This is a genomic window from Nocardia africana NBRC 100379 (assembly GCF_001612635.1).
GTDB classification, from domain to species: domain Bacteria; phylum Actinomycetota; class Actinomycetes; order Mycobacteriales; family Mycobacteriaceae; genus Nocardia; species Nocardia africana.
This window is the reverse complement of the sequence record NZ_BDAV01000001.1, coordinates 82,180-106,571: the sequence shown is the minus strand read 5'-3', so window position 1 is coordinate 106,571 and position 24,392 is coordinate 82,180. Positions and strand designations below refer to the sequence as shown.

General features: G+C 68.2%; 30 protein-coding genes. 18 read left to right on the top strand and 12 right to left on the bottom strand.

Annotation, left to right across the window (positions count from 1 at the left end):
• Positions 1 to 85: 85 nt before the first annotated feature.
• Complete coding sequence (locus NA3_RS00550) at positions 86 to 1,888, top strand: acetyl-CoA carboxylase biotin carboxylase subunit (protein WP_062961624.1); 1,803 nt, start codon at positions 86 to 88, stop codon at positions 1,886 to 1,888.
• A 216-nt stretch (positions 1,889 to 2,104) separates the two neighbouring features.
• Here the strand turns inward: NA3_RS00550 and NA3_RS00545 are convergent, their stop codons facing one another.
• A complete protein-coding gene (locus NA3_RS00545) occupies positions 2,105 to 3,718 on the bottom strand; it encodes a serine/threonine-protein kinase (RefSeq protein WP_062961623.1) in 1,614 nt (537 codons plus the stop codon).
• A gap of 287 nt (positions 3,719 to 4,005) precedes the next feature.
• Here NA3_RS00545 and NA3_RS00540 point away from each other — a divergent pair, with 287 nt between their 5' ends.
• From NA3_RS00540 to NA3_RS00510, 7 genes are all read left to right on the top strand, one after another.
• Positions 4,006 to 4,461, top strand: coding sequence for a DUF1707 SHOCT-like domain-containing protein (locus NA3_RS00540; RefSeq protein WP_062961622.1), 456 nt, complete (start codon positions 4,006 to 4,008; stop codon positions 4,459 to 4,461).
• A complete protein-coding gene (locus NA3_RS00535) occupies positions 4,461 to 4,799 on the top strand; it encodes a hypothetical protein (protein WP_030513613.1) in 339 nt (112 codons plus the stop codon). The genes NA3_RS00540 and NA3_RS00535 overlap by 1 nt, the downstream gene beginning before the upstream one ends.
• 132 nt (positions 4,800 to 4,931) lie before the next feature.
• Complete coding sequence (locus NA3_RS00530) at positions 4,932 to 5,162, top strand: hypothetical protein (protein ID WP_062961621.1); 231 nt, start codon at positions 4,932 to 4,934, stop codon at positions 5,160 to 5,162.
• Positions 5,163 to 5,279: 117 nt separating this feature from the next.
• Complete coding sequence (locus NA3_RS00525) at positions 5,280 to 6,077, top strand: biotin--[acetyl-CoA-carboxylase] ligase (protein ID WP_227995369.1); 798 nt, start codon at positions 5,280 to 5,282, stop codon at positions 6,075 to 6,077.
• Between the two features lie 29 nt (positions 6,078 to 6,106).
• Positions 6,107 to 6,655 carry a PH domain-containing protein gene (locus NA3_RS00520; RefSeq protein ID WP_062961619.1) on the top strand — a complete coding sequence of 183 codons (549 nt, stop codon included), beginning with the start codon at positions 6,107 to 6,109 and terminating at the stop codon, positions 6,653 to 6,655.
• Positions 6,656 to 6,715: 60 nt separating this feature from the next.
• Positions 6,716 to 7,393: a response regulator transcription factor gene (locus NA3_RS00515; protein ID WP_030513615.1), complete on the top strand. Its 678-nt coding sequence runs from the start codon at positions 6,716 to 6,718 to the stop codon at positions 7,391 to 7,393.
• Between the two features lie 6 nt (positions 7,394 to 7,399).
• On the top strand, positions 7,400 to 8,710 hold the full coding sequence (locus tag NA3_RS00510; RefSeq protein ID WP_062961618.1) for a sensor histidine kinase: 1,311 nt from the start codon (positions 7,400 to 7,402) through the stop codon (positions 8,708 to 8,710).
• A 9-nt stretch (positions 8,711 to 8,719) separates the two neighbouring features.
• Here NA3_RS00510 and NA3_RS00505 read toward each other — a convergent pair whose 3' ends face one another.
• Positions 8,720 to 9,265, bottom strand: coding sequence for a GtrA family protein (locus tag NA3_RS00505; protein ID WP_062961617.1), 546 nt, complete (start codon positions 9,263 to 9,265; stop codon positions 8,720 to 8,722).
• A 151-nt stretch (positions 9,266 to 9,416) separates the two neighbouring features.
• Between NA3_RS00505 and NA3_RS00500 the strand changes: the two genes are divergently transcribed.
• Both NA3_RS00500 and purE read left to right on the top strand, forming a co-directional pair.
• Positions 9,417 to 10,619 (top strand): 5-(carboxyamino)imidazole ribonucleotide synthase, encoded by a 1,203-nt coding sequence (locus NA3_RS00500; protein ID WP_062961785.1) that lies wholly within the window; start codon positions 9,417 to 9,419, stop codon positions 10,617 to 10,619.
• Complete coding sequence (gene purE / locus NA3_RS00495) at positions 10,612 to 11,148, top strand: 5-(carboxyamino)imidazole ribonucleotide mutase (protein WP_062961616.1); 537 nt, start codon at positions 10,612 to 10,614, stop codon at positions 11,146 to 11,148. The genes NA3_RS00500 and purE overlap by 8 nt, the downstream gene beginning before the upstream one ends.
• 7 nt (positions 11,149 to 11,155) lie before the next feature.
• On the opposite strand, the gene NA3_RS00490 is transcribed toward purE, so the two are convergent.
• Positions 11,156 to 11,722 (bottom strand): PIN domain-containing protein, encoded by a 567-nt coding sequence (locus NA3_RS00490; protein ID WP_062961615.1) that lies wholly within the window; start codon positions 11,720 to 11,722, stop codon positions 11,156 to 11,158.
• 1 nt (position 11,723) lies between these two features.
• A complete protein-coding gene (locus tag NA3_RS00485; RefSeq protein ID WP_062961614.1) occupies positions 11,724 to 12,176 on the bottom strand; it encodes a helix-turn-helix domain-containing protein in 453 nt (150 codons plus the stop codon).
• Positions 12,177 to 12,277: 101 nt separating this feature from the next.
• Here NA3_RS00485 and NA3_RS00480 point away from each other — a divergent pair, with 101 nt between their 5' ends.
• The 3 genes from NA3_RS00480 to NA3_RS00470 all read left to right on the top strand — a co-directional run bounded on the left by NA3_RS00480 (position 12,278) and on the right by NA3_RS00470 (position 14,908).
• A complete protein-coding gene (locus NA3_RS00480) occupies positions 12,278 to 12,958 on the top strand; it encodes a TetR family transcriptional regulator (RefSeq protein ID WP_062961613.1) in 681 nt (226 codons plus the stop codon).
• Positions 12,959 to 13,140: 182 nt separating this feature from the next.
• Entirely contained in the window at positions 13,141 to 14,298 is a 1,158-nt protein-coding gene (locus NA3_RS00475) for an acyl-CoA dehydrogenase (RefSeq protein WP_062961612.1), read from the top strand.
• Positions 14,299 to 14,599: 301 nt separating this feature from the next.
• Entirely contained in the window at positions 14,600 to 14,908 is a 309-nt protein-coding gene (locus NA3_RS00470) for a hypothetical protein (protein ID WP_030513629.1), read from the top strand.
• Positions 14,909 to 14,945: 37 nt separating this feature from the next.
• On the opposite strand, the gene NA3_RS00465 is transcribed toward NA3_RS00470, so the two are convergent.
• Positions 14,946 to 15,236, bottom strand: coding sequence for a GNAT family N-acetyltransferase (locus NA3_RS00465; RefSeq protein ID WP_062961611.1), 291 nt, complete (start codon positions 15,234 to 15,236; stop codon positions 14,946 to 14,948).
• A 57-nt stretch (positions 15,237 to 15,293) separates the two neighbouring features.
• Complete coding sequence (locus tag NA3_RS00460; protein ID WP_062961610.1) at positions 15,294 to 16,652, bottom strand: FAD-binding oxidoreductase; 1,359 nt, start codon at positions 16,650 to 16,652, stop codon at positions 15,294 to 15,296.
• A gap of 50 nt (positions 16,653 to 16,702) precedes the next feature.
• Between NA3_RS00460 and NA3_RS00455 the strand changes: the two genes are divergently transcribed.
• Positions 16,703 to 17,023, top strand: coding sequence for a GroES family chaperonin (locus NA3_RS00455; RefSeq protein WP_030513633.1), 321 nt, complete (start codon positions 16,703 to 16,705; stop codon positions 17,021 to 17,023).
• A gap of 47 nt (positions 17,024 to 17,070) precedes the next feature.
• Here NA3_RS00455 and NA3_RS00450 read toward each other — a convergent pair whose 3' ends face one another.
• Positions 17,071 to 18,534 (bottom strand): MFS transporter, encoded by a 1,464-nt coding sequence (locus NA3_RS00450; RefSeq protein WP_062961609.1) that lies wholly within the window; start codon positions 18,532 to 18,534, stop codon positions 17,071 to 17,073.
• 157 nt (positions 18,535 to 18,691) lie between these two features.
• Here NA3_RS00450 and NA3_RS00445 point away from each other — a divergent pair, with 157 nt between their 5' ends.
• Positions 18,692 to 19,279, top strand: coding sequence for a TetR/AcrR family transcriptional regulator (locus NA3_RS00445; protein ID WP_062961608.1), 588 nt, complete (start codon positions 18,692 to 18,694; stop codon positions 19,277 to 19,279).
• A gap of 12 nt (positions 19,280 to 19,291) precedes the next feature.
• On the opposite strand, the gene NA3_RS00440 is transcribed toward NA3_RS00445, so the two are convergent.
• Positions 19,292 to 19,936: a cysteine hydrolase family protein gene (locus tag NA3_RS00440; protein ID WP_062961607.1), complete on the bottom strand. Its 645-nt coding sequence runs from the start codon at positions 19,934 to 19,936 to the stop codon at positions 19,292 to 19,294.
• A 4-nt stretch (positions 19,937 to 19,940) separates the two neighbouring features.
• Positions 19,941 to 20,267 (bottom strand): YciI family protein, encoded by a 327-nt coding sequence (locus tag NA3_RS00435; RefSeq protein ID WP_062961606.1) that lies wholly within the window; start codon positions 20,265 to 20,267, stop codon positions 19,941 to 19,943.
• A gap of 67 nt (positions 20,268 to 20,334) precedes the next feature.
• Between NA3_RS00435 and NA3_RS00430 the strand changes: the two genes are divergently transcribed.
• A complete protein-coding gene (locus NA3_RS00430) occupies positions 20,335 to 20,667 on the top strand; it encodes a winged helix-turn-helix transcriptional regulator (protein WP_062961605.1) in 333 nt (110 codons plus the stop codon).
• 26 nt (positions 20,668 to 20,693) lie between these two features.
• Here the strand turns inward: NA3_RS00430 and NA3_RS00425 are convergent, their stop codons facing one another.
• Genes NA3_RS00425 through NA3_RS00415 form a run of 3 tightly spaced genes read right to left on the bottom strand, consistent with a single transcriptional unit; the run spans position 20,694 to position 22,657 of the window.
• Positions 20,694 to 21,344, bottom strand: coding sequence for a Type 1 glutamine amidotransferase-like domain-containing protein (locus NA3_RS00425; protein ID WP_062961604.1), 651 nt, complete (start codon positions 21,342 to 21,344; stop codon positions 20,694 to 20,696).
• A 6-nt stretch (positions 21,345 to 21,350) separates the two neighbouring features.
• Positions 21,351 to 22,190 carry a maleylpyruvate isomerase family mycothiol-dependent enzyme gene (locus NA3_RS00420; protein ID WP_062961603.1) on the bottom strand — a complete coding sequence of 280 codons (840 nt, stop codon included), beginning with the start codon at positions 22,188 to 22,190 and terminating at the stop codon, positions 21,351 to 21,353.
• Positions 22,187 to 22,657: an HIT family protein gene (locus NA3_RS00415; protein WP_062961602.1), complete on the bottom strand. Its 471-nt coding sequence runs from the start codon at positions 22,655 to 22,657 to the stop codon at positions 22,187 to 22,189. Before NA3_RS00415 ends, NA3_RS00420 begins: the two co-directional genes overlap by 4 nt.
• Positions 22,658 to 22,905: 248 nt before the next feature.
• On the opposite strand from NA3_RS00415, the gene NA3_RS00410 reads away from it, so the two are divergent.
• Positions 22,906 to 24,072, top strand: a complete 1,167-nt coding sequence (locus NA3_RS00410; protein ID WP_372464249.1) for a Re/Si-specific NAD(P)(+) transhydrogenase subunit alpha — start codon at positions 22,906 to 22,908, stop codon at positions 24,070 to 24,072.
• Positions 24,072 to 24,389 (top strand): NAD(P) transhydrogenase subunit alpha part 2, encoded by a 318-nt coding sequence (locus tag NA3_RS00405; protein ID WP_039776763.1) that lies wholly within the window; start codon positions 24,072 to 24,074, stop codon positions 24,387 to 24,389. The genes NA3_RS00410 and NA3_RS00405 overlap by 1 nt, the downstream gene beginning before the upstream one ends.
• Positions 24,390 to 24,392 lie beyond the last annotated feature (3 nt).

Sequence of the window (24,392 nt, the reverse complement as noted above, 5' to 3'; positions counted from 1 at the left end):
CGGTAGCCCTATCCCTGTTCGGAGTCTGTTGGCAGACTGCCTACACTCACCCGAGACGTAAGTTGTCCAAAGCACAGGAGGCTCAGTGCCCAGCCATGCCAGCGCGCAGATCACGAAAGTCCTGATCGCCAATCGGGGCGAGATCGCGGTGCGTGTGATCCGGGCCGCCAAGGATGCCGGTATCGCCAGTGTCGCCGTGTACGCGGAACCCGACGCCGACGCGCCATTCGTCAAGTTGGCCGATGAGGCATTCGCGCTCGGGGGGCAGACCTCGGCCGAGTCGTACCTGGTCTTCGACAAGATTCTCGACGCGGCGCGCAAGTCCGGCGCCGACGCGATCCACCCCGGTTACGGCTTCCTGTCCGAGAACGCGGACTTCGCCCAGGCCGTCCTGGACGCCGGGCTGATCTGGATCGGCCCCTCGCCGCAGTCGATCCGCGATCTGGGCGACAAGGTCACCGCCCGCCACATCGCCGAACGCGCGCAGGCGCCGATGGCCGCGGGCACCAAGGATCCGGTGAAGGACGCGAACGAGGTTGTCGAGTTCGCCAAGCAGTACGGCGTCCCGGTGGCCATCAAGGCCGCCTTCGGTGGTGGTGGCCGCGGCATGAAGGTCGCCCACACCATCGAGGAGATTCCGGAGCTGTTCGAGTCCGCCACCCGCGAGGCGACCGCCGCCTTCGGCCGCGGCGAGTGCTTCGTCGAGCAGTACCTCGACAAGGCCCGCCACGTCGAGGCCCAGGTGCTGGCCGACAAGCACGGCAACGTGATCGTCGCCGGTACCCGTGACTGCTCGCTGCAGCGCCGGTTCCAGAAGCTGGTCGAGGAGGCGCCCGCGCCGTTCCTGTCCGACGAGGTCCGGGCCAAGATCCACGAGTCCGCCAAGCGGATCTGCAAGGAGGCCGGCTACTACGGTGCCGGCACCGTGGAGTACCTGGTGCAGGGCGAGACCGTGTCGTTCCTCGAGGTCAACACCCGCCTGCAGGTCGAGCACCCCGTCACCGAGGAGACCTCGGGTCTGGACCTGGTGCGCTGGCAGTTCCGCATCGCCAACGGCGAGGAGCTGACCATCACCGAGGACCCGACCCCGCGCGGACACTCGATCGAATTCCGCATCAACGGTGAGGATGCCGGCCGTGGCTTCCTGCCCGCACCGGGCCCGGTCACCGTCTACAAGGAGCCGTCGGGCCCCGGTGTGCGCGTCGATTCCGGCGTGGTCGCGGGCAGCGTCATCGGCGGTCAGTTCGACTCCATGCTGGCCAAGCTGATCGTCACCGGCGAGAACCGCACCCAGGCGCTCGAGCGGGCCGCGCGTGCGCTGGCCGAATACGAGATCGAGGGCCTGGCGACGGTGCTGCCGTTCGACCGCCACATCGTGACCAACCCCGCCTTCGTCGGTGACGGCACCAAGTTCGACGTCTACACCAAGTGGATCGAGAACGAGTGGGAAAACACCATCGAGCCCTACACCGGTGCCCAGCCCATCGAGGACGAAGAAGAGGGTGCGCGCCAGACGGTGGTCGTCGAGGTCGGTGGTCGTCGCCTCGAGGTGTCGCTGCCGGGCCAGTTCAGCGTGGGCGCGGGTGTGGCCGCCGCCGGTGGCAACGGCGCCGGCGTGATCCGCAAGAAGCCCAAGCCGCGCAAACGTGGTGGCGCGGGCGCCTCGGCCGCATCCGGTGACGCCGTGACCGCGCCGATGCAGGGCACCGTGGTCAAGGTGGCCGTCGAGGAGGGGCAGTCGGTGGAGGCCGGTGACCTGATCGCCGTGCTCGAGGCCATGAAGATGGAGAACCCGGTCAACGCGCACAAGTCCGGTGTCGTCACCGGGTTGGCCGTCGAGGCCGGCGCCGCCATCACCCAGGGCACCGTGCTCGCCGAAATCAAGTAGGCGGCAAGCGTTTTCGTGAAAGCCCCGCTCCGCAACGGAGCGGGGTTTTTGCGTTCCGGGGAGAGCAGTCGGCAACCTGCTCCGGGACGGGCCCCTCGGCGAGCACGAATCGCATGCCGGTGCAGGATGACGCCGCACCGCTCGTGGTGCCGGATACCGGAGCCGCCGCCGGGCCTACTGCTGCGCGCCGCAGGCCGGCCCTTTCTGACACGAGACCTAACCGGCGTGCGGTGAGTGTTGTTTACCGGGCTCTGTCGGTTTGTCGTGCTTGTTCCCGGAATACCCTGCGGCATGGGGGATTTGGAAGGGCGGCGGCAGCACGCCGGTGGGGAAGGGCAGTGGCCGGCGCGGTGGGATGACCGCGGTGGTGTATTCCGGGGTCGCCGGCGCCTCGCTGGCCGGTGCGGGAGTGGTGGCTTCCGGGCGTGTGGTCGACTGCTGCTCGGAGGGAGCGCCGGAACCGCTGCTCAGCAGTGCCGTGCATCCGGCGACGACCGCGAGGGCGACGATGGCCGCGCCGATCAGCGCGGCGGCGCCGGTGACCGCCGAGCGCCGGGGCGGTGTCGATGAAATGTGCTGTGCCGCAGCGTTTTCGCGTCGGAAGGAGCTACTGCCGACCAGGGTGGGCCGGGCATTGCGGACGGAAGCCGGATGGTGGGCGGCCGCCGCGTGACCTGCCCGTGCCGCCGGCGGGCCTGCCGGTGCGCTCGCGTCCGGCAGCATGCGAGTGGCCCGCACCGATGCAGGCGGGCGGTCGGCGGCGATGCCCGCGGCTGCGACGGCTGCCGGATCGGAGCCGAACTTCCTGGTTGCGGGTGGGCGTCCGGTGTGCCCGGATGCGGCGGGTGCGGGACTCACACGATCGCCCGTGGTGGGCGCCGGACCGGAATATCCCTGCGCGGCGCCGTCCTGCCGAGTGGCCACGAAGGTGGGTCCGACGTGCCGGGTCGTGGACGCCGGTCCCGGCTGGGCTGTGGTCGGCTGTTCGGAGTGCAGCGTCGGCGGTGTGCGGTCGGCGATAGTCATTCCGACGGCGGCCCGGGCCGCGGCCGCGAGTTCGCCCGCGGTGCGGTACCTGTCGTCCGCGCGCTTGGCCATACCTCGCGCGACCACCGCGTCGAGGGCGGCGGGAATGCGCCCGTCGACCGCCGAGGGACGCGGCGGAGGCTCGTGCAGATGGGCGTGCAACTGCCGGACGGCGTCGGTATCGCCGAACGGCCTACGCGCGGTGAGGCATTCGTACAGCACGCAGGCCAGCGAGTAGACGTCCGAGCGGGAGTCACCGTGCCCGGTGAAGCGTTCCGGTGCCATATAGGCGAGCGTGCCGACCGTGAAACCCGTTGCGGTGATCGTGCTTTGGCCGGCCGCGCGCGCGATCCCGAAGTCGATGAGATACGCGAACCCGCTCGTGTGCACGATGATATTGGCGGGCTTCACGTCCCGGTGCACCATCCCGGCCGCATGTGCGGCATCGAGCGCCTCGGCGATCTGCGAGATCAGGTCGACCGCCTCCGGGACCGCCATCGCACTCGACCGCACCAGCCGCGCCAGATCCACCCCCGGGATGTAGGCCATGTCCAGGTAGAGCCGCCCGGCGTAGGCGCCGAACCGATGGATCGGCGCGATATGCGGATTGTCCAGATGCGTCCCGATCCGGGCCTCGCGCTCGAACCGTCGCCGGTAATCCGCGTCCTCGGCCGCGCTCCCGGACAAGATCTTCAGCGCGACGGTCCGCGCCTCCGCCGGGTCGTACGCCAGCCACACCTCCCCGGCCGACCCCCGGCCGAGCAGCCGATCGAGCCGGTACCGCCCGAATTCCCGCGCGGTCATCGCATCCGCCCGATGTGCGTACCCGGCCGGAAGCCGCCGACGGCACGAGGGCCGGCCGGTGACGTCCGCGCCGGGAGCCGCGCGTCGCGAATCTGCGGCCGCGTCTCGGTACTCGGCTGTGGTGCTCGACCGCTCCTCGCGGCGACGAGCGGGGCGGCAGCGGTTCCGATGCCGCGCTGGCGGAACATGAGACCGACGATAGTGCCGATGGGCGGCCGGCGGTACCGGGGGTGGACGGCCGCGGCGACGAACCCGCTCACCGGCGCCCCGCGCGGTAATCTCGTGCCATGGCTGATTCCCCCGACGTCCGCATCGGTACCGCGGAGCGCGAGCAGGCGATGCAGCGCCTGTCGGAGCATTTCGCCGCCGGGCGGTTGTCGGTCGCCGAGTTCGACGAGCGCAGCGGACTCATCGCCGCGGCGGTGACGCGGGGCGATCTGGCGCCGGTGTTCAGCGACCTCCCGGCGGCCGTGCCGGAGCCCCCGGAACCACCGGAACCGGCCGCCGCCCAGCCGGGTGGGCGGCGCGAATTCGCCGGTTCGATGATGGGCCTGGTGGTGATCATCGCGCTGGTGCTGTTCTTCACCACCCACACCTGGCTCTGGTTCCTGCTCATCCCCGCGGCCGGCATCATCACCGGCGGGCTCCAGCAGCGCGGCCACGATCGCCGGCTCCCCGACGGCGACGACCACCGCATGCTCGACCGCCGCCGTCGGCGCGACCGTCGCCGGAGGAGGTACTGATGGAACCGATCGAAATCAACGCCGGCAGTTGGTATCTGCGTGCGCTGCGTGCCGACGACCGCATCGACGACCGCCCGGCACTGGCCGACGGCGGCATCACCGACCCCGGCTATGTCGAACGCCGTGCCCGCGAATGGGCGGAACAGACCGGATATTCGTGGGCGGTGTGCGAACCCACCACCGCGGAACTGGTCGCCGAGATTGTGGTGACGCCGCAACCCGATGGCACCGCCGAGATTTCGGGCTGGTCGCGCGAGGGCTACGATTCCGCGCTGCAGTCCGGCCTGACCGCGGTGAGCCGCTTCGTCGCCGGAGCCTTGGGTCTGCAACCGCTGTGACGCTCGCGGAAGACGCGGCACCGCAACGCTTTTCGCGGCGATCGACAGGTTGTGCCGAGTAATTCGGTGGATTGCCGGGTGCGCGTACCCGTACGGTGAAGACTCCGAAATCAAGCACTGGGGAGGTGCGCGATGTGGGAGTGGAGTAGATCGGTCGCGGAACGGGCCACCGCGACGGCGTGGACCCGGTCGGCAGGAGAGCCGGAGCCGACCGTCGTGGATCCGGAGGTCTGGGCCGAACAGGCGGGGCAGCCGGCGCCGGACGAGGCCGGCGAACCGGCCTCCGACGCCGTCATGGCATGCGGTGGAGCGGACGGACTCGTGCGCTCGATCCATCTGCCGGAGTACGACCTGGCCCGATGAGACGACCCGGGCTGCGGGTGCCGCCGATGAGCCGGCACCCGCATCTCGGACGACGCGAGAGAGCCATCGCGGAGCGGCATAGCGGCCGCCCGAGCCCGCTGGAGTAGCCTGCGAGGCGTGCAGAGGTCACCGTTGGACGCCGATATCCTGCGACATGCCGTCGCCGAACAGCCCGACCTGTCGTTCTTCTCCCGCATCGATGTGGTGGAGTCGACCGGTTCGACCAACGCGGATCTGATCGGCGAGGCCGGCGATCCGTCCTCCGATCGACGGGTGCTGGTCGCCGAATATCAGGACCGGGGTCGCGGCCGCCACGAACGTTCGTGGGTGAGCCCGCCGCGCGCGCAGATCGCGATGTCGATTCTGGTGCGGCTCGGCGGTATCGAGCCGGCCGTCCTCGGCTGGCTGCCGCTGCTGACCGGTGTCGCCGTCGTCGACGCGGTCCGCGAAACCACCGGCCTGGACGCAAACCTCAAGTGGCCCAACGACGTTCTGATCGGCGGCCGCAAGGTGGCCGGCATCCTGGCCGAGGTGGCCTCCGGCGCGGGTGCGCCGGCGGTCGTGGTCGGCGTCGGGCTGAACGTCAGCCTCACCGAGGACGAACTGCCTGTGCCGCATGCCGTTTCGCTGACCCTGGCCGGCGCGGAGAATGTCGACCGCACAGCGTTGGTCCTCGCCCTGCTGCGTGCCTTCTCCCGCCACTTCACCGAATGGCGGACGGATAACTGGAATGTCGCAGCGCTGGCCGACGCCTACCGGGCCCGCTGCGCCACCCTCGGCGCCGACGTGCGGGCGGAACTGCCCGGCGGTGAGGTCATCACCGGCGTGGCCACCGATATCGACGCCTACGGCCGCCTGATCATCGGGGATCGGTCGGTCTCGGCGGGCGACGTCACTCATCTTCGCCCGGCATAACGGGACGAATCAGGGGGTAGGGTTCGCATATGAGTTATCCGGAGGAGCTGCTCGCGCCGGACGAGCAGCTGCTACTGCACCGTCATCCGCATTGGAAGATGTTGTTCTTGCCGGCGCTCACCTTCATCCTCGCCACGGCGCTGGCCGGATTCCTGAGCGGGCTGGCCTGGCGCAACACCGAGGGCACCACGCGCAACGTCGTTCTCATCGCGATCGTCGTGGTGTGGGCGCTGCTGGTCGTGTGGCGGTGCCTGTCGCAGGTGATCCGTTGGAAGTCAACGCATTTCATCATCACCGACCGACGGGTGCTGGTGCGCGAGGGCGTGCTCACCCACACCGGCATCGATATTCCGATGAACCGCATCTCCAGTGTGCAGTTCCGCCACGGGTTGTCGGACCGGTTGCTGGGCACGGGCACCCTCATCATCGACGCCGCCTCGGGTGATCCGTTGGAGTACGACGACATTCCGAACGTGCAGAAGGTGCATTCGCTGCTGTACCACCAGGTCTTCGACAGCCCGCACGGCGATCCGGGCCACGAGCAGTATCAGGACCCTCGCTACGGCCGCCGCCGGTAGCCGCGGCCGCGGTACGGTGGCGCACGCCCGATCGGCCCGGTTCGCCAGTAATCTTGTGCTGTGACCGCCGTATTGCTGGCCGAGGACGATGAGGCCATCGCCGCTCCGCTGTCGCGAGCGCTGGGGCGCGAAGGCTATTCGGTAACCGTCGAGAGCTTCGGCCCCGCCGTGTTGCGCCGCGCGCTGGAGGGTGAACACGATCTGCTCATCCTCGACCTCGGGCTGCCCGGTATGGACGGCCTGGAGGTATGCCGCCAGGTCCGTGCCCGGGGCGCCGATCTCGCGGTGCTGATGTTGACCGCCCGCACCGACGAGGTCGATTTCGTGGTCGGTCTCGACGCCGGCGCCGACGACTATGTGGGCAAACCGTTTCGCCTCGCCGAACTGCTGGCTCGTGTGCGAGCCCTGTTGCGGCGCAGCGGCATCGGCGACGAGGCGGTGGAGATCGGCGGCGTGCGGCTCGAACCCGCGGCGCGGCGCGTGCTGGTCAACGGCCACGAGGTGAATCTGGCCAACAAGGAGTACGAACTGCTCAAGGTGCTCATCGACCGCGCCGGGCAGGTCGTGCCGCGCGAGACGATTCTGCGCGAGGTGTGGGGCGATGCCGATCTGCGCGGGTCCAAAACCCTCGACATGCACATGTCCTGGCTGCGCCGCAAGATCGGTGACGAGGGCCCGGTCGCGGAGCGGCGCATCGTCACCGTGCGCGGTGTCGGTTTCCGCTTCAACACCGATTGATCGCCGATGCGGCGCCGAATTCTGCTGTCCATGCTGGCGGCCCTGACCCTCACCACGGTGGTGCTGGGTATCCCGCTGGCGTTCACCGCGTGGCAGTGGGTGGCCGATATCACCCGCAGCGACCTGCGGGCCCGCCTGGATCGCATGTCGGTGGAGATCGTCGGCCAGGAACGTGAGGACGGGCTGGTCCACGGTGTGCTCGATCTGCGCTCGGTGCGGCCGCTGATCCCGGCCGACGGACGGCTGACGATCATCTATCCGACCCCCGAGGACGCCGCGCTGCGGGTGGACGCGGGGGCGCCGGTGGTACAGAACCCGGTGGTGGAATCGCTGTCGATGGGCACGTCCGGCTCGCTGCGACTCGAGGTGCCGGCCGCGCCCATGCATTCGATGCAGCGGCAAGCGGTGGGCGCGGTGGCGCTGGTGGCCCTGGCCTCGCTGGCGGCGGGCGCCGCGGTGGCGGTGGTGACCGCGCGGCGGGTCGCCGATCCGCTGCGAGATGTGGCCGCGCGGGCCGCGCGGCTGGCGAAGGGTGATTTCCGGCCCGATCCGCGCCGCCACGGGATCACCGAACTCGACCGGGTCTCGGATGTGCTGGATTCGGCCACGGTCGAGATCGCGGGCCGGCTCCAGCGCGAACACGCGCTGGTCGCCGACGTCTCCCATCAGTTGCGCAGTCGCCTGACGGCGGTGCGGCTGCGCCTGGACGAATTGTCGGCGCATCCGGATCCGGCGGTCGTCCAGGAATCGGAGGAGGCGATGGCGCAGGTCGATCGGCTCACCGAGGCGATCGACGAATTGGTTCGCGATTCCCGCGACCAGGATGCCGCCGATCACGAACCGGTTCCGGTGGTCGCGGAATTGCGCGGGGTGGTCACCGAATGGCGGCATCCCTTCGCCGAGGCCGGTCGCAAACTCGTGCTTTCCGGCGATCCGGCCCTGCGCGCACCGGTGACCGGATCGCGGTTGCGCGAGGCGGTGGCCGTACTGGTCGACAACGCGCTGGTGCACGGCGGCGGAGACTGCACCGTGTCGGTGCGCACCGTCTACGGCGGGCCCGACCGGGAACCGCTGGTCGCGGTGGAGGTGGCCGACGAGGGCGAGGGGGTCAGTGACGAACTGGCCCCGCACATCTTCGACCGCGGCTTCTCCGGCGCCGGATCGACCGGGGTGGGTTTGGCGCTGGCGCGCGCGCTGATCGAGGCCGATGGCGGCCGCCTGGAACTCCAGCGACGGCGTCCGGCGCTGTTCGCGGTATTCCTCGGTAAGCCGACCGCGGGGCGGTCGGGTAACGGCGTCATCGGGGAGCCCCGCTGAACGGTGGGTTCAGCTGAAGCCGAGCGGTTTCTCTTCCTCGTACAGCTCTTCGAATTCTTCGACCAGTGCGTCGATTTCGTCGGGGAACACCCAGCGCTTCATCGCCCAGAATCGGAACACCATCTGCAGGATGTTGCCGATGATGAAGGCGCTGACGAAGTCGGCGATGTTCTCCACGGTCAAGCTGACATCGGGAACGTGCAGATGGAAGAAATACCGCGAAACCCACAGCGGGACATTCGACAACAGCACGCCGATGGCGCTGACCACGAAGAACAGCAGGGCTTCGTGGTGTTTCTCACGACCGCCGCGACCCTTGAACGACCATTCCCGGTTCAGGATGTAGGACGCGATGACCGCGATAACCCCGGAAATGATCTTGGCCGTGATCGGTTTGGATTCGAGAACCGTCAATTTGAGGATGTAGAAGATACCGCTGTCGATGACGAAAGTGGTCGCTCCGACAATCGCGAACTTGATCAGCTCGTGATGGCGAACAGCGAGGTCCCGTAGTGTTTTAGGGAGGATGTTGACCACATCGTCGACAAATGGCACCCGGTGAGTCTACGTCCGTCTCGCGCCGGGCAATCAACCCGCACTCATCCCCGCGTGTGGGCGCATGACAACATGGTGGGCTGTGAGCGAGCGTAGTGGGCCATCGATGGACCCCTCCACCGGGGTGCAAGAGGTTGCCGAAGGTGAACCGATGCCGGTTTCGCGCAGTTTCGAAGGTGGTGGGATGCCGACCGTCGCGATGATCGGCGGCGGGCAGCTGGCGCGGATGACGCATCAGGCTGCCGTGGCGCTGGGCCAGTGCCTGCGGGTCCTGGCCGACCGACCCGACGATCCGGCGGCGCAGGTCAGTCCCGAGCTGGTGCTCGGATCGCATACCGATCTCGCGGCCCTGCGCAAGGTCGCCGTCGGTACGCACGCGGTGACCTTCGATCACGAACATGTGCCGACCGAGCATCTGCTGGCGCTGGTGGCCGAGGGCGTGAACGTCCAGCCGCCGCCGGCCGCGCTGGTCTACGCCCAGGACAAGCTCGCGATGCGGCGCAAACTGGCCGAGATGGGCGTGCCGGTCCCGGCCTTCACCGCGGTCGAGAACGTCGCGGATGCCACCGGATTCCTCGCCGAACACGGTCCGTTCGTGCTCAAGGCGGTGCGCGGCGGCTACGACGGGCGTGGCGTGTGGATGATCGACGACGAGGCCGAGGCCGAACGCATCGTCACCGATCAGCTCGGGCACGGTGTGACGGTGCTCGCCGAGCAGCGGGTGGATCTGAAGCGTGAGCTCTCGGCGATGGTGGCGCGCTCGCCGTTCGGGCAGGCCGCGGCCTGGCCGGTGGTGGAGACCGTGCAGCGCGAGGGCCAGTGCGCCGTGGTGATCGCCCCCGCGCCGGAGCTCTCGGACGAGGCCGCGACCGAGGCCGAATCGCTGGCCCTGCGGCTGGCCGCCGAACTCGGCGTCACCGGTGCGATGGCCGTCGAGCTGTTCGAAACCCACGCCGGCGACCTGCTGGTCAACGAGCTGGCCATGCGTCCGCACAATTCCGGGCACTGGGGGATGGACGGCGCCGTCACCGGACAGTTCGAGCAGCATCTGCGGGCGGTTCTGGACTATCCGCTCGGTGCCACCACGCCGCTGGCGCCGGTGACGGTGATGGCGAACATCCTCGGCGCGGCCGAGGCGCCGGCGATGTCGATGGACGAGCGCCTGCACCACCTGTTCGCCCGGATTCCGGAGGCGAAGGTGCACCTCTACGGCAAGGGCGAGCGCCCGAAGCGCAAGATCGGGCATGTGAACATCCTCGGTGACGATGTGGCCGAGGTGCGGGAGAAGGCCGAACGGGCGGCGCACTGGATGTCGCACGCGGTGTGGACCGATGGATGGGATCCCCATGAGTAACGGAACCGGGTTCGATGGTCGCACCGCGAGCTCCGCTCCGGCGGTCGGCCTGATCATGGGCAGCGATTCCGACTGGCCCACGATGGAGGGCGCCGCGGAAGCGTTGGCGGAGTTCGGGATTCGCTTCGAGGTCGGTGTCGTCTCGGCGCATCGCACGCCGCAGCGCATGCTCGACTACGCCCGCGAGGCCGCCGGTCGCGGCGTCAAGGTGATCATCGCCGGTGCCGGTGGCGCCGCCCACCTGCCCGGCATGGTCGCCTCGGCCACCCCGCTGCCGGTGATCGGCGTCCCGGTGCCGCTGAAGTACCTCGACGGTATGGACTCCCTGCTGTCGATCGTGCAGATGCCCGCCGGCGTCCCCGTCGCCACCGTCTCCATCGGCGGCGCCCGCAACGCGGGCCTGCTCGCCGTCCGCATTCTCGCCGCCGCCGACCCCCAGCTCCGCGCCCGCATGGAACAGTTCCAGGCCGACCTGGAAAAGCTGGTCCTCGACAAGGACGAAGCCCTGCGCACCCGCCTGCTGGGCTAGGACGGATTCATTCCGCGGCCCGGCCTGCGCGCAGGGCCGCGATGGATTCGATAAGACCCGCGCGTTCGAGCGCGTCGAGGACGTCTTCGACGGTCTCCGGAGGATTGTTGCGTGAATCGGCAATCGACTGTATGCAAGCCCAGACGATTCGATCATCGAGTGACATCTGGTCCAGAATGAACTCGTCGGGGCTCTTCGCCTCGATGTGCCACTGCGCGAGATACTCGTTCGGAAAGTCGTCCAGGTTGGCGGTGACGATGACTCGTGCACCCGCCTTGATCGCGGCGGCGAGTACGTGGCGGTCGTCCGTGTCGGGCAGTTTCAGGCCCTCGATGAGCGGTTCGTAGCCTTCGACCAGACAGTCGGGAACAGCCCGGATGAGCAACTGCCGAAGCCGCACGAGCTTGTCGGGTGCGATATCGGGTCGCTTGGCGGACAGGTTGACGAAGGTTTCGTCGAGAATGCGCGCCGACCATTTCGCCTGGACCAGGCCCGACCGCGCGAGCCGAACCATCATGTCGCGCAGCGTATTTCCGTAGAGAACGTTGGCGTCGTAGAGCACCACGAACGCCACGTCAGATGCCCAACTCTTGCCCCAGGGCGCCGAGTTCGTCGGCTGCGGACCTGCTCAGGGCTTCGGTCCGCTGCTGGTATGCCTTCAAGTCGTCGAACCGGACTCGCCGGTGGCGACCGACGAGCCGGAACGGGATCTCGCCGGACTCGAGGAGGTCGACCAGATACGGTCGCGACACATTCAGCATGTCGGCTGCCTGTTGGGTGGTCAATTCCGCGTTGGACGGGACGACGGTTACCCCCCGACCTTCTGCTGCCTGGGCGAGAATGAATGCCAACAGGCTCACGGCTTCGCGCGGGAGAATCAAGGCGTCGCGACCGGTCTCTCCGGAGGCGACGATGGTCTGTTCGTCCGGGTGGCGCATGAGATAGTCCTTGATCCGGCGCATGGCACGCGCTGCGACTTCCGGATCGATGGCGCCGGGCTCTGTCCGTTTGGCTGTTTGCATCCCCATGAGTCGCTCCTTCCTGATCGAACTATACGAAATATTCGCAATATTCGAAACAGTCGACGGTCTGCCGCGGTGTTGCCCGGTTGTCTCGCTACCGTTTAGACGTGCCCAGCGACAATTCGTCCCCCGTTCGTGCTACCGACGCGGCGGAATTTCGGCTGGCTGTGGTCGCTCACGCGTTGCGGCTGTTCGCGGAGCAGGGGTACGAGGCGACGACGGTGGACGAGATCGCGGAGGCGGCGGGGATTTCGCGGCGGACGTTCTTCCGGCAGTTCCGGTCGAAGGAGGATGTGGTCTTCGCCGATCACGAGGAGCAGCTCGCCCGGGCGAAGGCGTATCTGACTGCGGCGCAGGGTGATCCGTGGGATGCCGTGCGGGAGGCGGTGGTCGGGATCTTCGAGCGGTTCACCGAGACCAGGGAGCTGGCGGCGCGGCGGTATCGAGTCGTCCGGCAGGCGCCGGCGCTGCGCGATCGCGAGATCGTGACCGTCTTCCGATACGAGCGGCTGTTCACCGACTATCTGCGCGATCGGCTGCCCGAGGTGCCCGATCTCGCGCTGATCCAGTTCAGTGCGGCCGTCACCGCCACGCACAACTACCTGCTGCGCCGTATGGTGCGTGGCCGATCCGAGGCGAGCGCGGCCGATCTGCGCGCGGCGGTCCGGGCGATCGTGCCTCCCGGTGCGGCCCCGGAGCCGGGTGAGATGGTGGTGGCGGTGTTCCCGCGCGAGATGCCCGCCCGGCAGGTCGCCGACCTCCTGGCCGACCGCCTCGATACTCTGTGAACCGGGCCGCCGGATCGACCATATGGCACTGAGTGCCACGCATGATTCCGACCATCCCCTCACGTTGAGGCCCTTCGACGGCGTATACTCGAATCCGACTGGCACTGAGTGCCGAGGTGCGCCAGTGTAGTGCCGGGATTCGCGGACCAGGCGAATCGAAACCCACGACCAGGAGTGAACCCATGGCGGGCAACCCCGATTTCGAACTGTTCAAATTGGACGACATCCACAACGAGTTGCGCGAGGCGATTCGCGGCCTGGCCGAGAAGGAGATCGCGCCGCACGCGAAGGATGTCGACGGCAACGCCCGGTTCCCGCAGGAGGCCTTGGACGCGCTCAACGCCGCGGGCTTCAACGCCGTGCACGTCCCCGAGACCTATGGGGGCCAGGGCGCCGACTCGGTCGCCACCTGCATCGTGATCGAGGAGGTCGCCCGCGTCTGCGGTTCGTCCTCGCTGATCCCGGCGGTCAACAAGCTCGGCACCATGGGCCTGATCCTGCAGGGTTCGGAGGAGCTCAAGCAGCAGGTGCTGCCCGATATCGTCGCGGGCAAGATGGCGTCCTACTGCCTGTCCGAGCGCGAGGCCGGTTCCGATGCCGCCGGTATGCGCACGCGCGCCCGCCGCGACGGTGACGACTGGGTGATCAACGGCTCCAAGTGCTGGATCACCAACGGCGGCCAGTCCACCTGGTACACCGTGATGGCGGTGACCGATCCGGAGAAGGGCGCCAACGGCATCTCCGCGTTCATGGTCCACAAGGACGACGAGGGCTTCGTGGTCGGACCGCTCGAGCACAAGCTGGGCATCAAGGGTTCGCCGACCGCCGAACTGTACTTCGAGAACTGCCGCATCCCGGGCGACCGGATCATCGGCGCCGAGGGCACCGGTTTCAAGACCGCGCTGCAGACCCTCGACCACACCCGGCCCACCATCGGCGCACAGGCCGTCGGCCTGGCCCAGGGCGCGCTGGACGCCGCGATCGCCTACACCAAGGAGCGCAAGCAGTTCGGCAAGGCCATCGCCGATTTCCAGAACACCCAGTTCATGCTCGCCGATATGGCGATGAAGGTCGAGGCCGCGCGCCTGATGGTCTACACCTCCGCCGCGCGCGCCGAGCGTGGTGAGAAGAACCTGGGCTTCATCTCCGCTGCCTCCAAGTGCTTCGCCTCCGATGTGGCGATGGAGGTCACCACCAACGCCGTGCAGCTGTTCGGCGGCGCCGGCTACACCACCGACTTCCCGGTGGAGCGGATGATGCGCGACGCCAAGATCACCCAGATCTACGAGGGCACCAACCAGATTCAGCGTCTGGTCATGTCGCGCCAGCTGCTGCGCTGATCGCGGATCCGCTCGACGACGCGGGCGACGCCGGGGAACGACTCGGCGCCGCCCGCGTCGCCTTGTGACATCGAACCGAGGCGGCACCGCCTCGTGGCGCGTCGCGCGCGGCGCGTTGTCAGGACGCGTTACGGTATCGAGACGCCGAATTCAGTGAATTACCGGCAATTTTCGCTGGTAGAACGGTAGTGCCACGAAAATCTCTGCGAAGTACTTTCAGATGCAATTTCAAATGTTCGTTCAATCGCAATCGGGCGAATTCGGAATTGTCCCAACGGCTTTCGCAGCGCACTATTGATGCATGGCAGGCGTGGAGATCACCGACAGGTTCGTCCGCCGCACCCTGGACAACGGGCGAATCGAAGAGGTCACCTGGCTGGAGCTGACCGAGGTGCGCATCATCACCACCGCCGACGGCCCCTTCGCCGACGACGTGTTCTTCGTGCTGATCGGTGTACGCGGGAACGGTTGCGTGGTCCCGCATTCCGCCGCCGACACCGAGTTCCTGGCCCGCCTGCAGAAACTACCGGGTTTCGACAACGCCGCCGTGATCGAGGCGATGGGGACGGTCGGCGACCGCCAGTTTCTGGTCTGGCGGCGCCGCATCTGACGCGGACGTCGCACACGACCGCGCCGCAGGAGGATCGCTAGGCGACCAGGTCGGCGTATTCGCGATGGTCGCCGATGTACTGCTCCACGTACCAGCAGGTCGGCACCACCGCGAAGCCGTTGTCGCGACAGTCGGTGAGCGCGTATTCGACCAGTTGCGCCGCCACCCCGCGCCCGCGGAATTCCGGGAAGGTGAGGGTGTGGTTGAGATCGCGAATCGGCTTCTCGCCCGCGCCGCTTTCGTTGTAGTCCGCGTAGCCCGCGAGAGTGTCGTCGATGTAGATCTCGTAGCGGCCGGCGGCCGTATTGTGCTCGAGCCTGGTCGTCATGTCAGGTAGAACTCCCTCGTCGCCACGATTTGTTCCGGCCCCCGATGTGGCGCCCCGCTACAGCACCGCACCCGGGTTGAGGATGCCGTGCGGGTCCAGGGCCTCCTTGATGCGCCGGGTCAGATCCATCACCTCCGGCCCGACCTGGTCCGGCAGCCACGCCTTCTTCAACCGGCCGACCCCGTGTTCGCCGGTGATCGTGCCGCCCAGCGCGATGGCCAGATCCATGATCTCGCCGAAGGCCTGATGTGCGCGTGCGGTCTCGTCCGCGTCGGCGGGGTTGTAGACGATCAGCGGGTGGGTGTTGCCGTCGCCGGCGTGCGCGATCACCGAGATCAGCACCTCGCGCCGCTCGGCGATTTCGGCGATACCCGTGACCAGCTCGCCCAGACGCGGCAGCGGCACGCCGACGTCCTCGAGCAGGAGCGGACCCTTGCGTTCCACCGCGGGAATCGCGAATCGCCGTGCGGCGCAGAACGCTTCGCCCTCCTCCGGGTCCTCGGTCCGGAAAACCTCGGCGGCTCCGGCGTTTTCGCAGGCCTCGGCGATGATCGCGGCCTCCCGGGCGCGGTATTCGCCGGGGGCGTCGGAGCGGGCCACCAGCATGGCGGCGGCCTCGCGATCGAGTCCCATCCGCATCTCGTCCTCGACGGCGTTGATCGCCACCGAATCCATGAATTCCAGCATCGAGGGCCGCAGCCGGGCCGCGACCGCCTCGATCGCCGCGGTGGCCGCGGTGAGGGTGGAGAACGTGGCGACCACGGTGCTCTGCTGCGGCTGCGCGGGCAGCAATCGCAGCGTCAGCTCGGTGATGATACCGAGCGTGCCTTCGCTGCCCACGAACAGCTTGGTCAGCGACAGCCCGGCGGAATCCTTCAGCCGCGGCCCGCCCAGCCGTACCACCGTGCCGTCGGCGAGCACCACCTCCATACCCAGGATGTAGTCGGTGGTGACGCCGTACTTCACGCAGCACAGCCCGCCCGCGTTGGTGGCCGCGTTGCCGCCGATCGAGCAGATCTCGAACGACGACGGGTCCGGCGGATACCACAGTCCGTGTTCGGCGGCGGCCCGTTTGACCTCGGCGTTCAGCAGTCCGGGCTGGGTCACGGCGGTGCGGGTGACCGGATCGACCGTGATCTCCCGCATGCGCTCGGTACTCACCAGCAGTGCGTCGTCCTGTGCGGTCGCGCCGCCGGACAGTCCGGTCCCGGCGCCACGCGGCACCAGCGGAACCCGATGTTCGTGCGCCCAGCCGACGACCGTCGCGACCTGTTCGGTGGTCAGCGGCCGGACCAGTGCCGCCGGCATCCCGGCATGTGGATCGAGTGCGCGGTCGTGGCGGTACCCGGCGAGGATGTCGGGATCGGTGACGACCGTGCCGTCGGGAAGCCGGTCTGCGAGTGTTGCGATGTCCACACCCCGAACCTACGTGCTCGCGCGGGATCCGTGCGCAGTACACTGCCGCGGTGTCCGATGCCAAGCTAGAGATCCAGATGCTCCACGACCGGATCATGGTTCGCGTTTCCCAGGAGGAGGGCGAACGACGCAGCAGCGGCGGCATTCTGATCCCCGCCACCGCGCAGGTGGCCAAGCGGCTGACCTGGGGTGAGGTCAGCGGGGTGGGGTCGCACGTGCGCAGCGTGGGCGTCGGCGACCGCGTGCTGTTCAGCGCCGAGGACCAGTTCGAGGTGGAGGTGCAGGGCCAGGCCTACCTGGTGCTGCGCGAACGCGACCTACACGCGGTGGCGAGCGAACGCCCCGAACACGGCACCGGCCTGTATCTGTGAGCGACACGACGATGCCCCCGGTCGTGCGGCCGGGGGCATCGAGCCGATCAGCGGGTTCGCCGGGGCAGCGCCAGCGCGGCGGCGAGCACCACGCCGAGGACCACGATTCCGGCCACCGCGGCCATCTCCATGGCGGTCACATAGCTACCCGTGGTGTGCACCGCGCCCAGCGCCGAGAAGAAGATGACGCCGAGAACCGTTGCGCCGATGGCGTTTCCGAACTGTTGCGCGGTGGTGAGCACGCCGGCCGCCATCCCGGCCTGCGGCGCGGGGATGCCCGAGGACAGCACGGCCGAGACCACCGACGGGATGGTCATACCGTTGCCGAGGCCGACGATCATCATGCCCGGAACCAGCGCGAGGGCGCTCACCTGCGTGCCCATGCCGGCCAGCACCGCCAGGGTGATGCCCAGACCGGTCAGGCTGGTGCAGGTTCCGATCACCATCACCCGGTTTCCGAAGCGGTTGGCGACCCGCGGCGCGAGGAACAGTGAGCTACCCGCGAAGCACAGTCCCAACGGCGCGAACGCCAGACCCGCACGCAGCGGCGACAATCCGAGGCCGCCCTGCAGCATGAGCGTCAGGCACAGCATGAAGCCCGCGAAGAAGGTCAGATAGCCGCCCGCGATCACCAGACCGAGACTGAAGCCGCGTTCGCGGACCATGGCGGTGTCGAGGACCGGTTCGCCGCCCCGGCGTGCCAGCCGGTTCTCGTAACGCAGGGTCGCCAGCAGCACCGGCGCCGCGGCCGCCATCGACACCCAGGTCCACAGCGGCCAGCCGTCCGGCCGGCCCAGCGTGATCGGAATCAGCAGCAGTGCCAGCGCGGCGGAAATTCCCACGGCGCCAACGGGATCCAACCGTGCCCGGTGAGTGCTGCCGGCGCGGGGGAGCCAGCGTGCGGCCAGGGCGGCCGCGACCACTCCGATCGGCACATTGATGTAGAAGATGGTCCGCCAGCCCCAGCCGAACAGATCGGCGTCGAGCAGGATGCCGCCGAGGACCTGTCCCGCGACCGCGCCGAGGCCGATGGTGGCGCCGAACGCGGCCATCGCGCGCGGCCGTTCGAGCGGCGGGAACAGCGTGTTGATCAGGGCCAGCATCTGCGGCACCATCAGCGCCGCGGTGCCGCCCTGCAGGACGCGCGCCCCGACCAGTGCCCAGGCGTTGGGGGCGAGGCCGCAGAGCAGCGACGCCACCGTGAACGCCAGCATGCCGATCACGAACAGGCGCCGGTGACCGAACAGGTCGCCGAGCCGGCCGCCCGTGATCAGGCCCGAGGCGTAGGCGAAGCCGTAGCCGCCGACGATCAGTTCGAGCGCCGCTTCGCCCGCGTTCAGGTCGTGTTGCAGCGAGGACGCGGCGACATTGACGACGAACCAATCGAACATCGCCATGAACATGGCGCTCAGCACCACCGGCAGGACCCGCCAGCGGGCCGGGTAGGGCACGACGTCGGCCGGCGGTGTGCGCAGAAGTGTTGGGGCGGTAGGGGTTTCGAGGGTGGACATATCGGACTCCCCGGAATCGGTCGAGAGTGTCGACGGCGCCGCGCTGCGCCGCGGGATGCGGATCGGTATCCGCAGGGGTTGTAACTAACCGGTTGGTTAGAACTATTCCAGCGCCCGCGCCGCCGTGTCAACCAGTTGGTTGGTTAGCATCGATGGCATGCCCCCGCGCGATCCCGAGGCCACCAAGGCCCGCATCTTCGAGGCGGCGACCGAGGAGTTCGCCGCCCACGGCATCGCCGGTGCCCGCGTGGATCGCATCGCCCGCAACGCCAAGGCCAACAAGCAGCTGATCTACGCCTACTTCGGCGACAAACAGCACCTGTTCGAGCAGGTGCTGGAGAAGGCGATGCTCGATGTCGCCGCGGCGGTGTCGACCGATATCGACGATATCGACGCCTGGGTGGACGCCCATATCGCCTACCACCGCGAACATCCGGAGTTTCTCCGGCTGCAGATGTGGGAGGCGCTGGAACTGGCGCCGGATGAGGTGACCGCCGGTGAGGCCCGCGCGCGCCGCTACCGGGACAAGATCGAGAAGGTCGAGGCCGCGCAACGGCGCGGACTGCTGCGCGACGATATGCCGCCCGGATATCTGCTGACCCTGCTGACCGGGCTGATCAACTATCAGCAGGCACTCCCGCAATCCCGGCGGTTCGTCGTCGGCGGCCCCGACGACCCGGCGGAGCTGCGCAACTGGGTGCGCGACGCCGCGCGCCGGATCGTGGCGCCGCGCGAGGATGCCTGAGCCGAACGCTCGCTAACGGCGCGCGGCCATCTCCTGCTCGAGGCCGGCGAGGTCGGTGGTGAGCGAGCCGCCGGCGAAAGCCATTGCGGCATAGGACCGCTCGGCCGCATCGGGATGTCCGGCGCCGCAGGCGTCGGTCACCATGATCGGCAGATAACCCAGATCGATGCCGTGTCGCACCGTCGGCTCGATACCGACCTCGAGAGCGATCCCCGCGATCACGACGGTATCCAGGCCCAGGTCGCGCAGGGCGATATCGAGAGGCGTGCCCGCGAACGCCGACATGGTGATCTTGTCGAAGACCACCTCGTCCGGGCCCGGCGTCAGCTCCGGAACCAGCTGATACGGCGGTGAACCCTGCGGGAACATCGACCGCACCCGGCTCGGATCGTCCACCCGCTGCCACGCCATGGCAGTCCGCAGCTGCGCCACCCCGGATGCGGCCGGCGGCAGTGACATGTGCCGGGTGTAGAACACGCGAAAACCGTTGGCCCGGGCAGTGTCTCGAAGCCGGACGCAACCATCGACGATCTGCTGCCCCGCGGCGATCTGACCGACGATGCCGACCTGCATGTCGTAGATCAGCACCGCGGTCCGAGCCGGATCGCACGCGTCCGCCACCGTCAGGGGAATATCGAGTCCGAAGGCATGCCGCATATGCTCACCTGGTTCGATCGTAGGGTTCGGCCGTGTCGACCGACGCGTCCATGAGCGCCTCGAGCGGGAGCGGCGCGGTCACCGGAACGTAGGTCCATTCCAGAAAGCCCTTCTTGGACAACGGGAAATCGTCCACATAGCGCCGGGCCTGCGCGACACTGTCCACCTCGAAGACGATCACCACACCCGATTCGTCCGCCCGGGCGTAGTTCTCCCGGACGATTCCAGCCTTCCAGAGGCGCCACACATTGGCGACCTCCTCGGGCAGATACGGTGTGATGGTCTCGAGCGTGACCCCGGGTTTGAAGCGGTCGAAGGCGATAACTTTCATGAGAACCATGCAAGTCCGGTGATTACAGTGTTACAAGGGCGCACTTTTCGGTAAGTAGGTGAGCGCGATGTCGCAGCGGCGGTATTACTGTCCGGTCGAGGTCACTGTCGACCTGATCGGCGGGAAGTGGAAACCGGTGATCCTCGCGCATCTGAAGGAAGGTGTGCGGCGCTATGGTCAACTGCGCCGGGCCATGCCCTCGACCAGTGAGAAGATGCTGGTGCAGCAGTTGCGCGAGCTCGAAGCCGACGGTCTCGTCAGCCGGACCGTGTTCGACACCGTCCCGCCGCAGGTGGAATACGATCTGACCGCCGAGGGGCGCAGCCTGGTCCCGGTTCTGACCGCATTGTACGAATGGGGTGAAAAGCGGTGTGAGCGAACGGGTATCGCCCTCGGGTGAGCGGGCTCGCGGCCGATGCTGCGGCGTCAGTTGCCCGCGGTCAGCACCTCGGTGCGCGCACCGTCGACCACGACGGCGTCGTCGTCGGTCAGCGCCCAGTGCGGCGTTCCCGCCGCGCGCAAACGGGCGGCCAGGCGGGTGCCGTGGCCGTCCGGATCGGTGGCCGGTGAATCCACATGCGGCACGATCGCCCGGTCCACCACCCCCAGCCCGTCCCAGCGTGGATCGATACCGCAGGCGGTCCGCACCTCGGCCGGGTCGTCGGCGTCCTCCAGACCGTGCAGATCGGGAGTGAGCAGGCAGGCTCCCGCGCTGTAACCGGTGTAGGCCAGCGCGTCCTCGGCCAGCAACTCCCGCAGAACGAGATCGGCCGCGCTGCGGGCGAATTGGGCTCGCAGGACGAAGGTGTTGCCGCCGCGGACCCACAGTGCCGGATAGCCGCGCAGCACCCGCTCCAATTCGGCGCGGCGACCGACGTAATCGCGCAGATCGACCACCTCGGGCCGGAAACCGCTGCGCCGCAGGGGGACCAGATCGCTGGTCACCGCGCCGGACCACGCGGACGGCCACGCGTCGCAGGCGTTCGGAATCACCGCGATCGGTCCCGGGCCGCCGACCAGCTCGGCGAACCGGTCGTAGTGGGCGCCGAATCGATAGCTGGACAGGAAGAGTCGCACGGCGAGTCAGAGGGTGAACGCGAGATTCGCGGCGATCCGCTCACCCAGTTCACGGTCGCCGCCGACCTCGATCTCGTCTCGATGATCCGCGGCGGCGGTGCGTCCGCCGCACAGGCGGGCGAACAGGCTCGACGTCAGCCGAATCACGGTATCGGCCGGACGGTCCAGGGCCGCAACGACTTCCGCGCGCCCGTCGACGCGGATGTGGACCGAGCGCGCGACAGGGCCGGTCGTCTCGATCGTGATGCGGGACCCGTCGGGCGCGCCGCCACGCTTGACCACCACGCGCCCGAGGAAGGGTTCGATCTCGTCCACGGCGATCTCGGCGCGCCGCCCGCCCTCGTCCATGCCCAGGGCTTTCGCGTCGCCACCGAGCGCGTCGGTGATGTCGAGCTGATGCATCCAGCAGTCGAACAGCCGCACCCGCATGAACCGGCCGTAGGACACGACCCCGATCGGGGACTGGATGTCGGCTGCCCAGGCAGCCTCGTCGACGGCCGCCAGCGCGGCGCGGCGGCGGCCGGTCACCTCGGTGAACCGCCGCAGCAGTTCGTCGCCGCGCAGCGGCCGCAGCGATTCCAGCCACATCTCGTTCAGCGCCCCGGTGTCGTTGCGGACGTGACCGAAGGCGCTGACGTCGCTGTCCACCTGCGGCAGCGGCTCGCCGAGCAGCATCGATTCGGTGCCGACGACGTGGGCGAGCACATCGAAGATCGTCCAGCCCGGTAGCGGTGACGGCAGTCGCCAGCGGTCCTCGTCCAATCCGGCGGTCAGCTCCGCCAGCGCATCCCACTGGCCGGAGAGCGCACTGGTCAGTTCGGTGCGGTCGAGTGAGGCTGTGCTCATGAACGAGTCTCCCTGTCGGTCGGGTCGAGTCGGTCCGGCTCCGCGCCGAGCCGGTCGAGCCCGGCGCGCAGCGCGGCCGCGGTGGCCGTCGGATCGTGCGGGCGCCGCAGCAGGAAGCCGCGAGCGAAGGTGAACAGGTCGCCACCGCGGCGCGGCACCACGTGCAGGTGGACGTGATGCACTGTCTGGAAGGCCGCTTTACCGTCGTTGAGCACGAGATTCGCGCCGTCGGCGCCGAGATCGCTGCGCCGCAACGCCTTGGCGATGCGATGGCCCACCCGGAACAGATCCGCGCCCAGCTCGGCGTCGAGTTCGTCGAGGTGGGCGGCATGGCTTTTCGGAATCACCAGGGTGTGTCCCCGGGTGATCGGCCGGATGTCGAGGAAGGCGTACACGCGCTCGTCCTCGTAGATCCGCGTCGCCGGCGCGTCACCCGCGACGATCCGGCAGAAGATACAGCCATTCACCAGGCAGACATTACGGCGTAAGGCGCACCGGGCATAGTCCGCTTCTGTGCAGCGTGAGCGGGAAATCGGCGGAAAAGCCGCGGTGTGGTGTGACGTTGATCTCAACTAATCTCACCGGCCTGCCGGGTACAGTTGCGAGAATTATTTCGGAACTTACTGAAAAGTAAGTTCTGCTCGGCCAGACCCAACAGGCGGCCCACCTGGATATCAGGGGGCCAGCTTGCCGTCACAAGTAAGGAAGTTGACCAGTGGAGACAACGCAGGGCGCGAACGAGGGCGCGCAGCCCGGCGACGACAGTCGCACGTCGCACCGCACGCGTGTCGGTGTGGTTCGTGAGACCAATGCCGACGAACGACGCGTCGCGTTGGTGCCGAAGATCATCCCGAGCCTGGTGAAGCAGGGTGTGCAGGTCGTCGTCGAAGCCGGCGCGGGCGTGGGGGCATTGATTCCGGACGAAGCCTACGAGGCCGCGGGCGCGACGATCGGTGATCCGTGGCAGGCCGAGGTCGTGGTGAAGGTGGCCCCGCCCAACGACGCCGAGATTGCCAAGTTGTCGCAGGGCCAGACGCTGATCGGATTCCTGGCTCCGCGCAACGCGGACAACAAGATCGGGGCGCTGCAGGATGCGGGCGTGCGCGCGTTCGCGGTGGAGGCGATTCCGCGGATCTCCCGCGCGCAGGTGATGGACGCTCTGTCCTCGCAGGCCAATGTCGCCGGGTACAAGGCGGTGTTGCTGGCGGCGTCGGAGTCGACGCGGTTCTTCCCGATGCTGACCACCGCGGCGGGCACGGTGAAGCCGGCGACGGTGCTGGTGCTCGGTGTGGGTGTGGCGGGTCTGCAGGCCCTGGCCACCGCCAAGCGCCTCGGTGCGCGTACCACCGGTTACGACGTGCGGCCCGAGGTGGCCGATCAGGTGCGGTCGGTGGGTGCGCAGTGGCTGGATCTGGGTATCGACGCGGCCGGTGAGGGTGGTTACGCCCGCGAGCTCACCGATGACGAAAAGGCCCAGCAGCAGCAGGCTTTGGAGGACGCGATCACCGGCTTCGACGTGGTGGTGACCACCGCGCTGGTACCGGGTCGCCCCGCGCCGCGTCTGGTGACCGCCGCCGCGGTGGAGGGTATGAAGCCCGGCAGCGTGATCGTCGATCTCGCGGGGGAGACCGGTGGTAACTGTGAGTTGACCGAACCCGGTAAGACGGTGGTCCGCCACGGTGTCACGATCTGCTCGCCGTTGAATCTGCCGGCGACGATGCCCGAGCACGCCTCGGAGCTGTACTCGAAGAATATTTCGGCGCTGCTGGAGCTGATGCTGACCGACGGCAGGCTCGAGCCCGATTTCGGTGACCAGGTGATCGCCGATTCCTGTGTGGCCGGTGCGCCGAGCCGTCCCGCCGACTCCGAGGAGCAGGGCTGATGTATACCGAGCTTTTGGCCAATATCGCGATTCTGGTGTTGTCCGGTTTCGTGGGTTTCGCGGTGATTTCCAAGGTGCCCAACACCTTGCACACGCCGTTGATGTCGGGCACCAACGCCATTCACGGCATCGTGGTGCTGGGTGCGCTGGTCACGTTGGGCAAGGTCGAGCACCCGTCGGTGATCACGCAGATCATTCTGTTCGTCGCGGTGGTGTTCGGAACGCTGAACGTGGTCGGTGGTTTCGTGGTGACCGACCGGATGCTGGGGATGTTCAAGGGTAAGAAGCCCGCTGCGGGTGAGAAGGCGGGTAAGTAACCG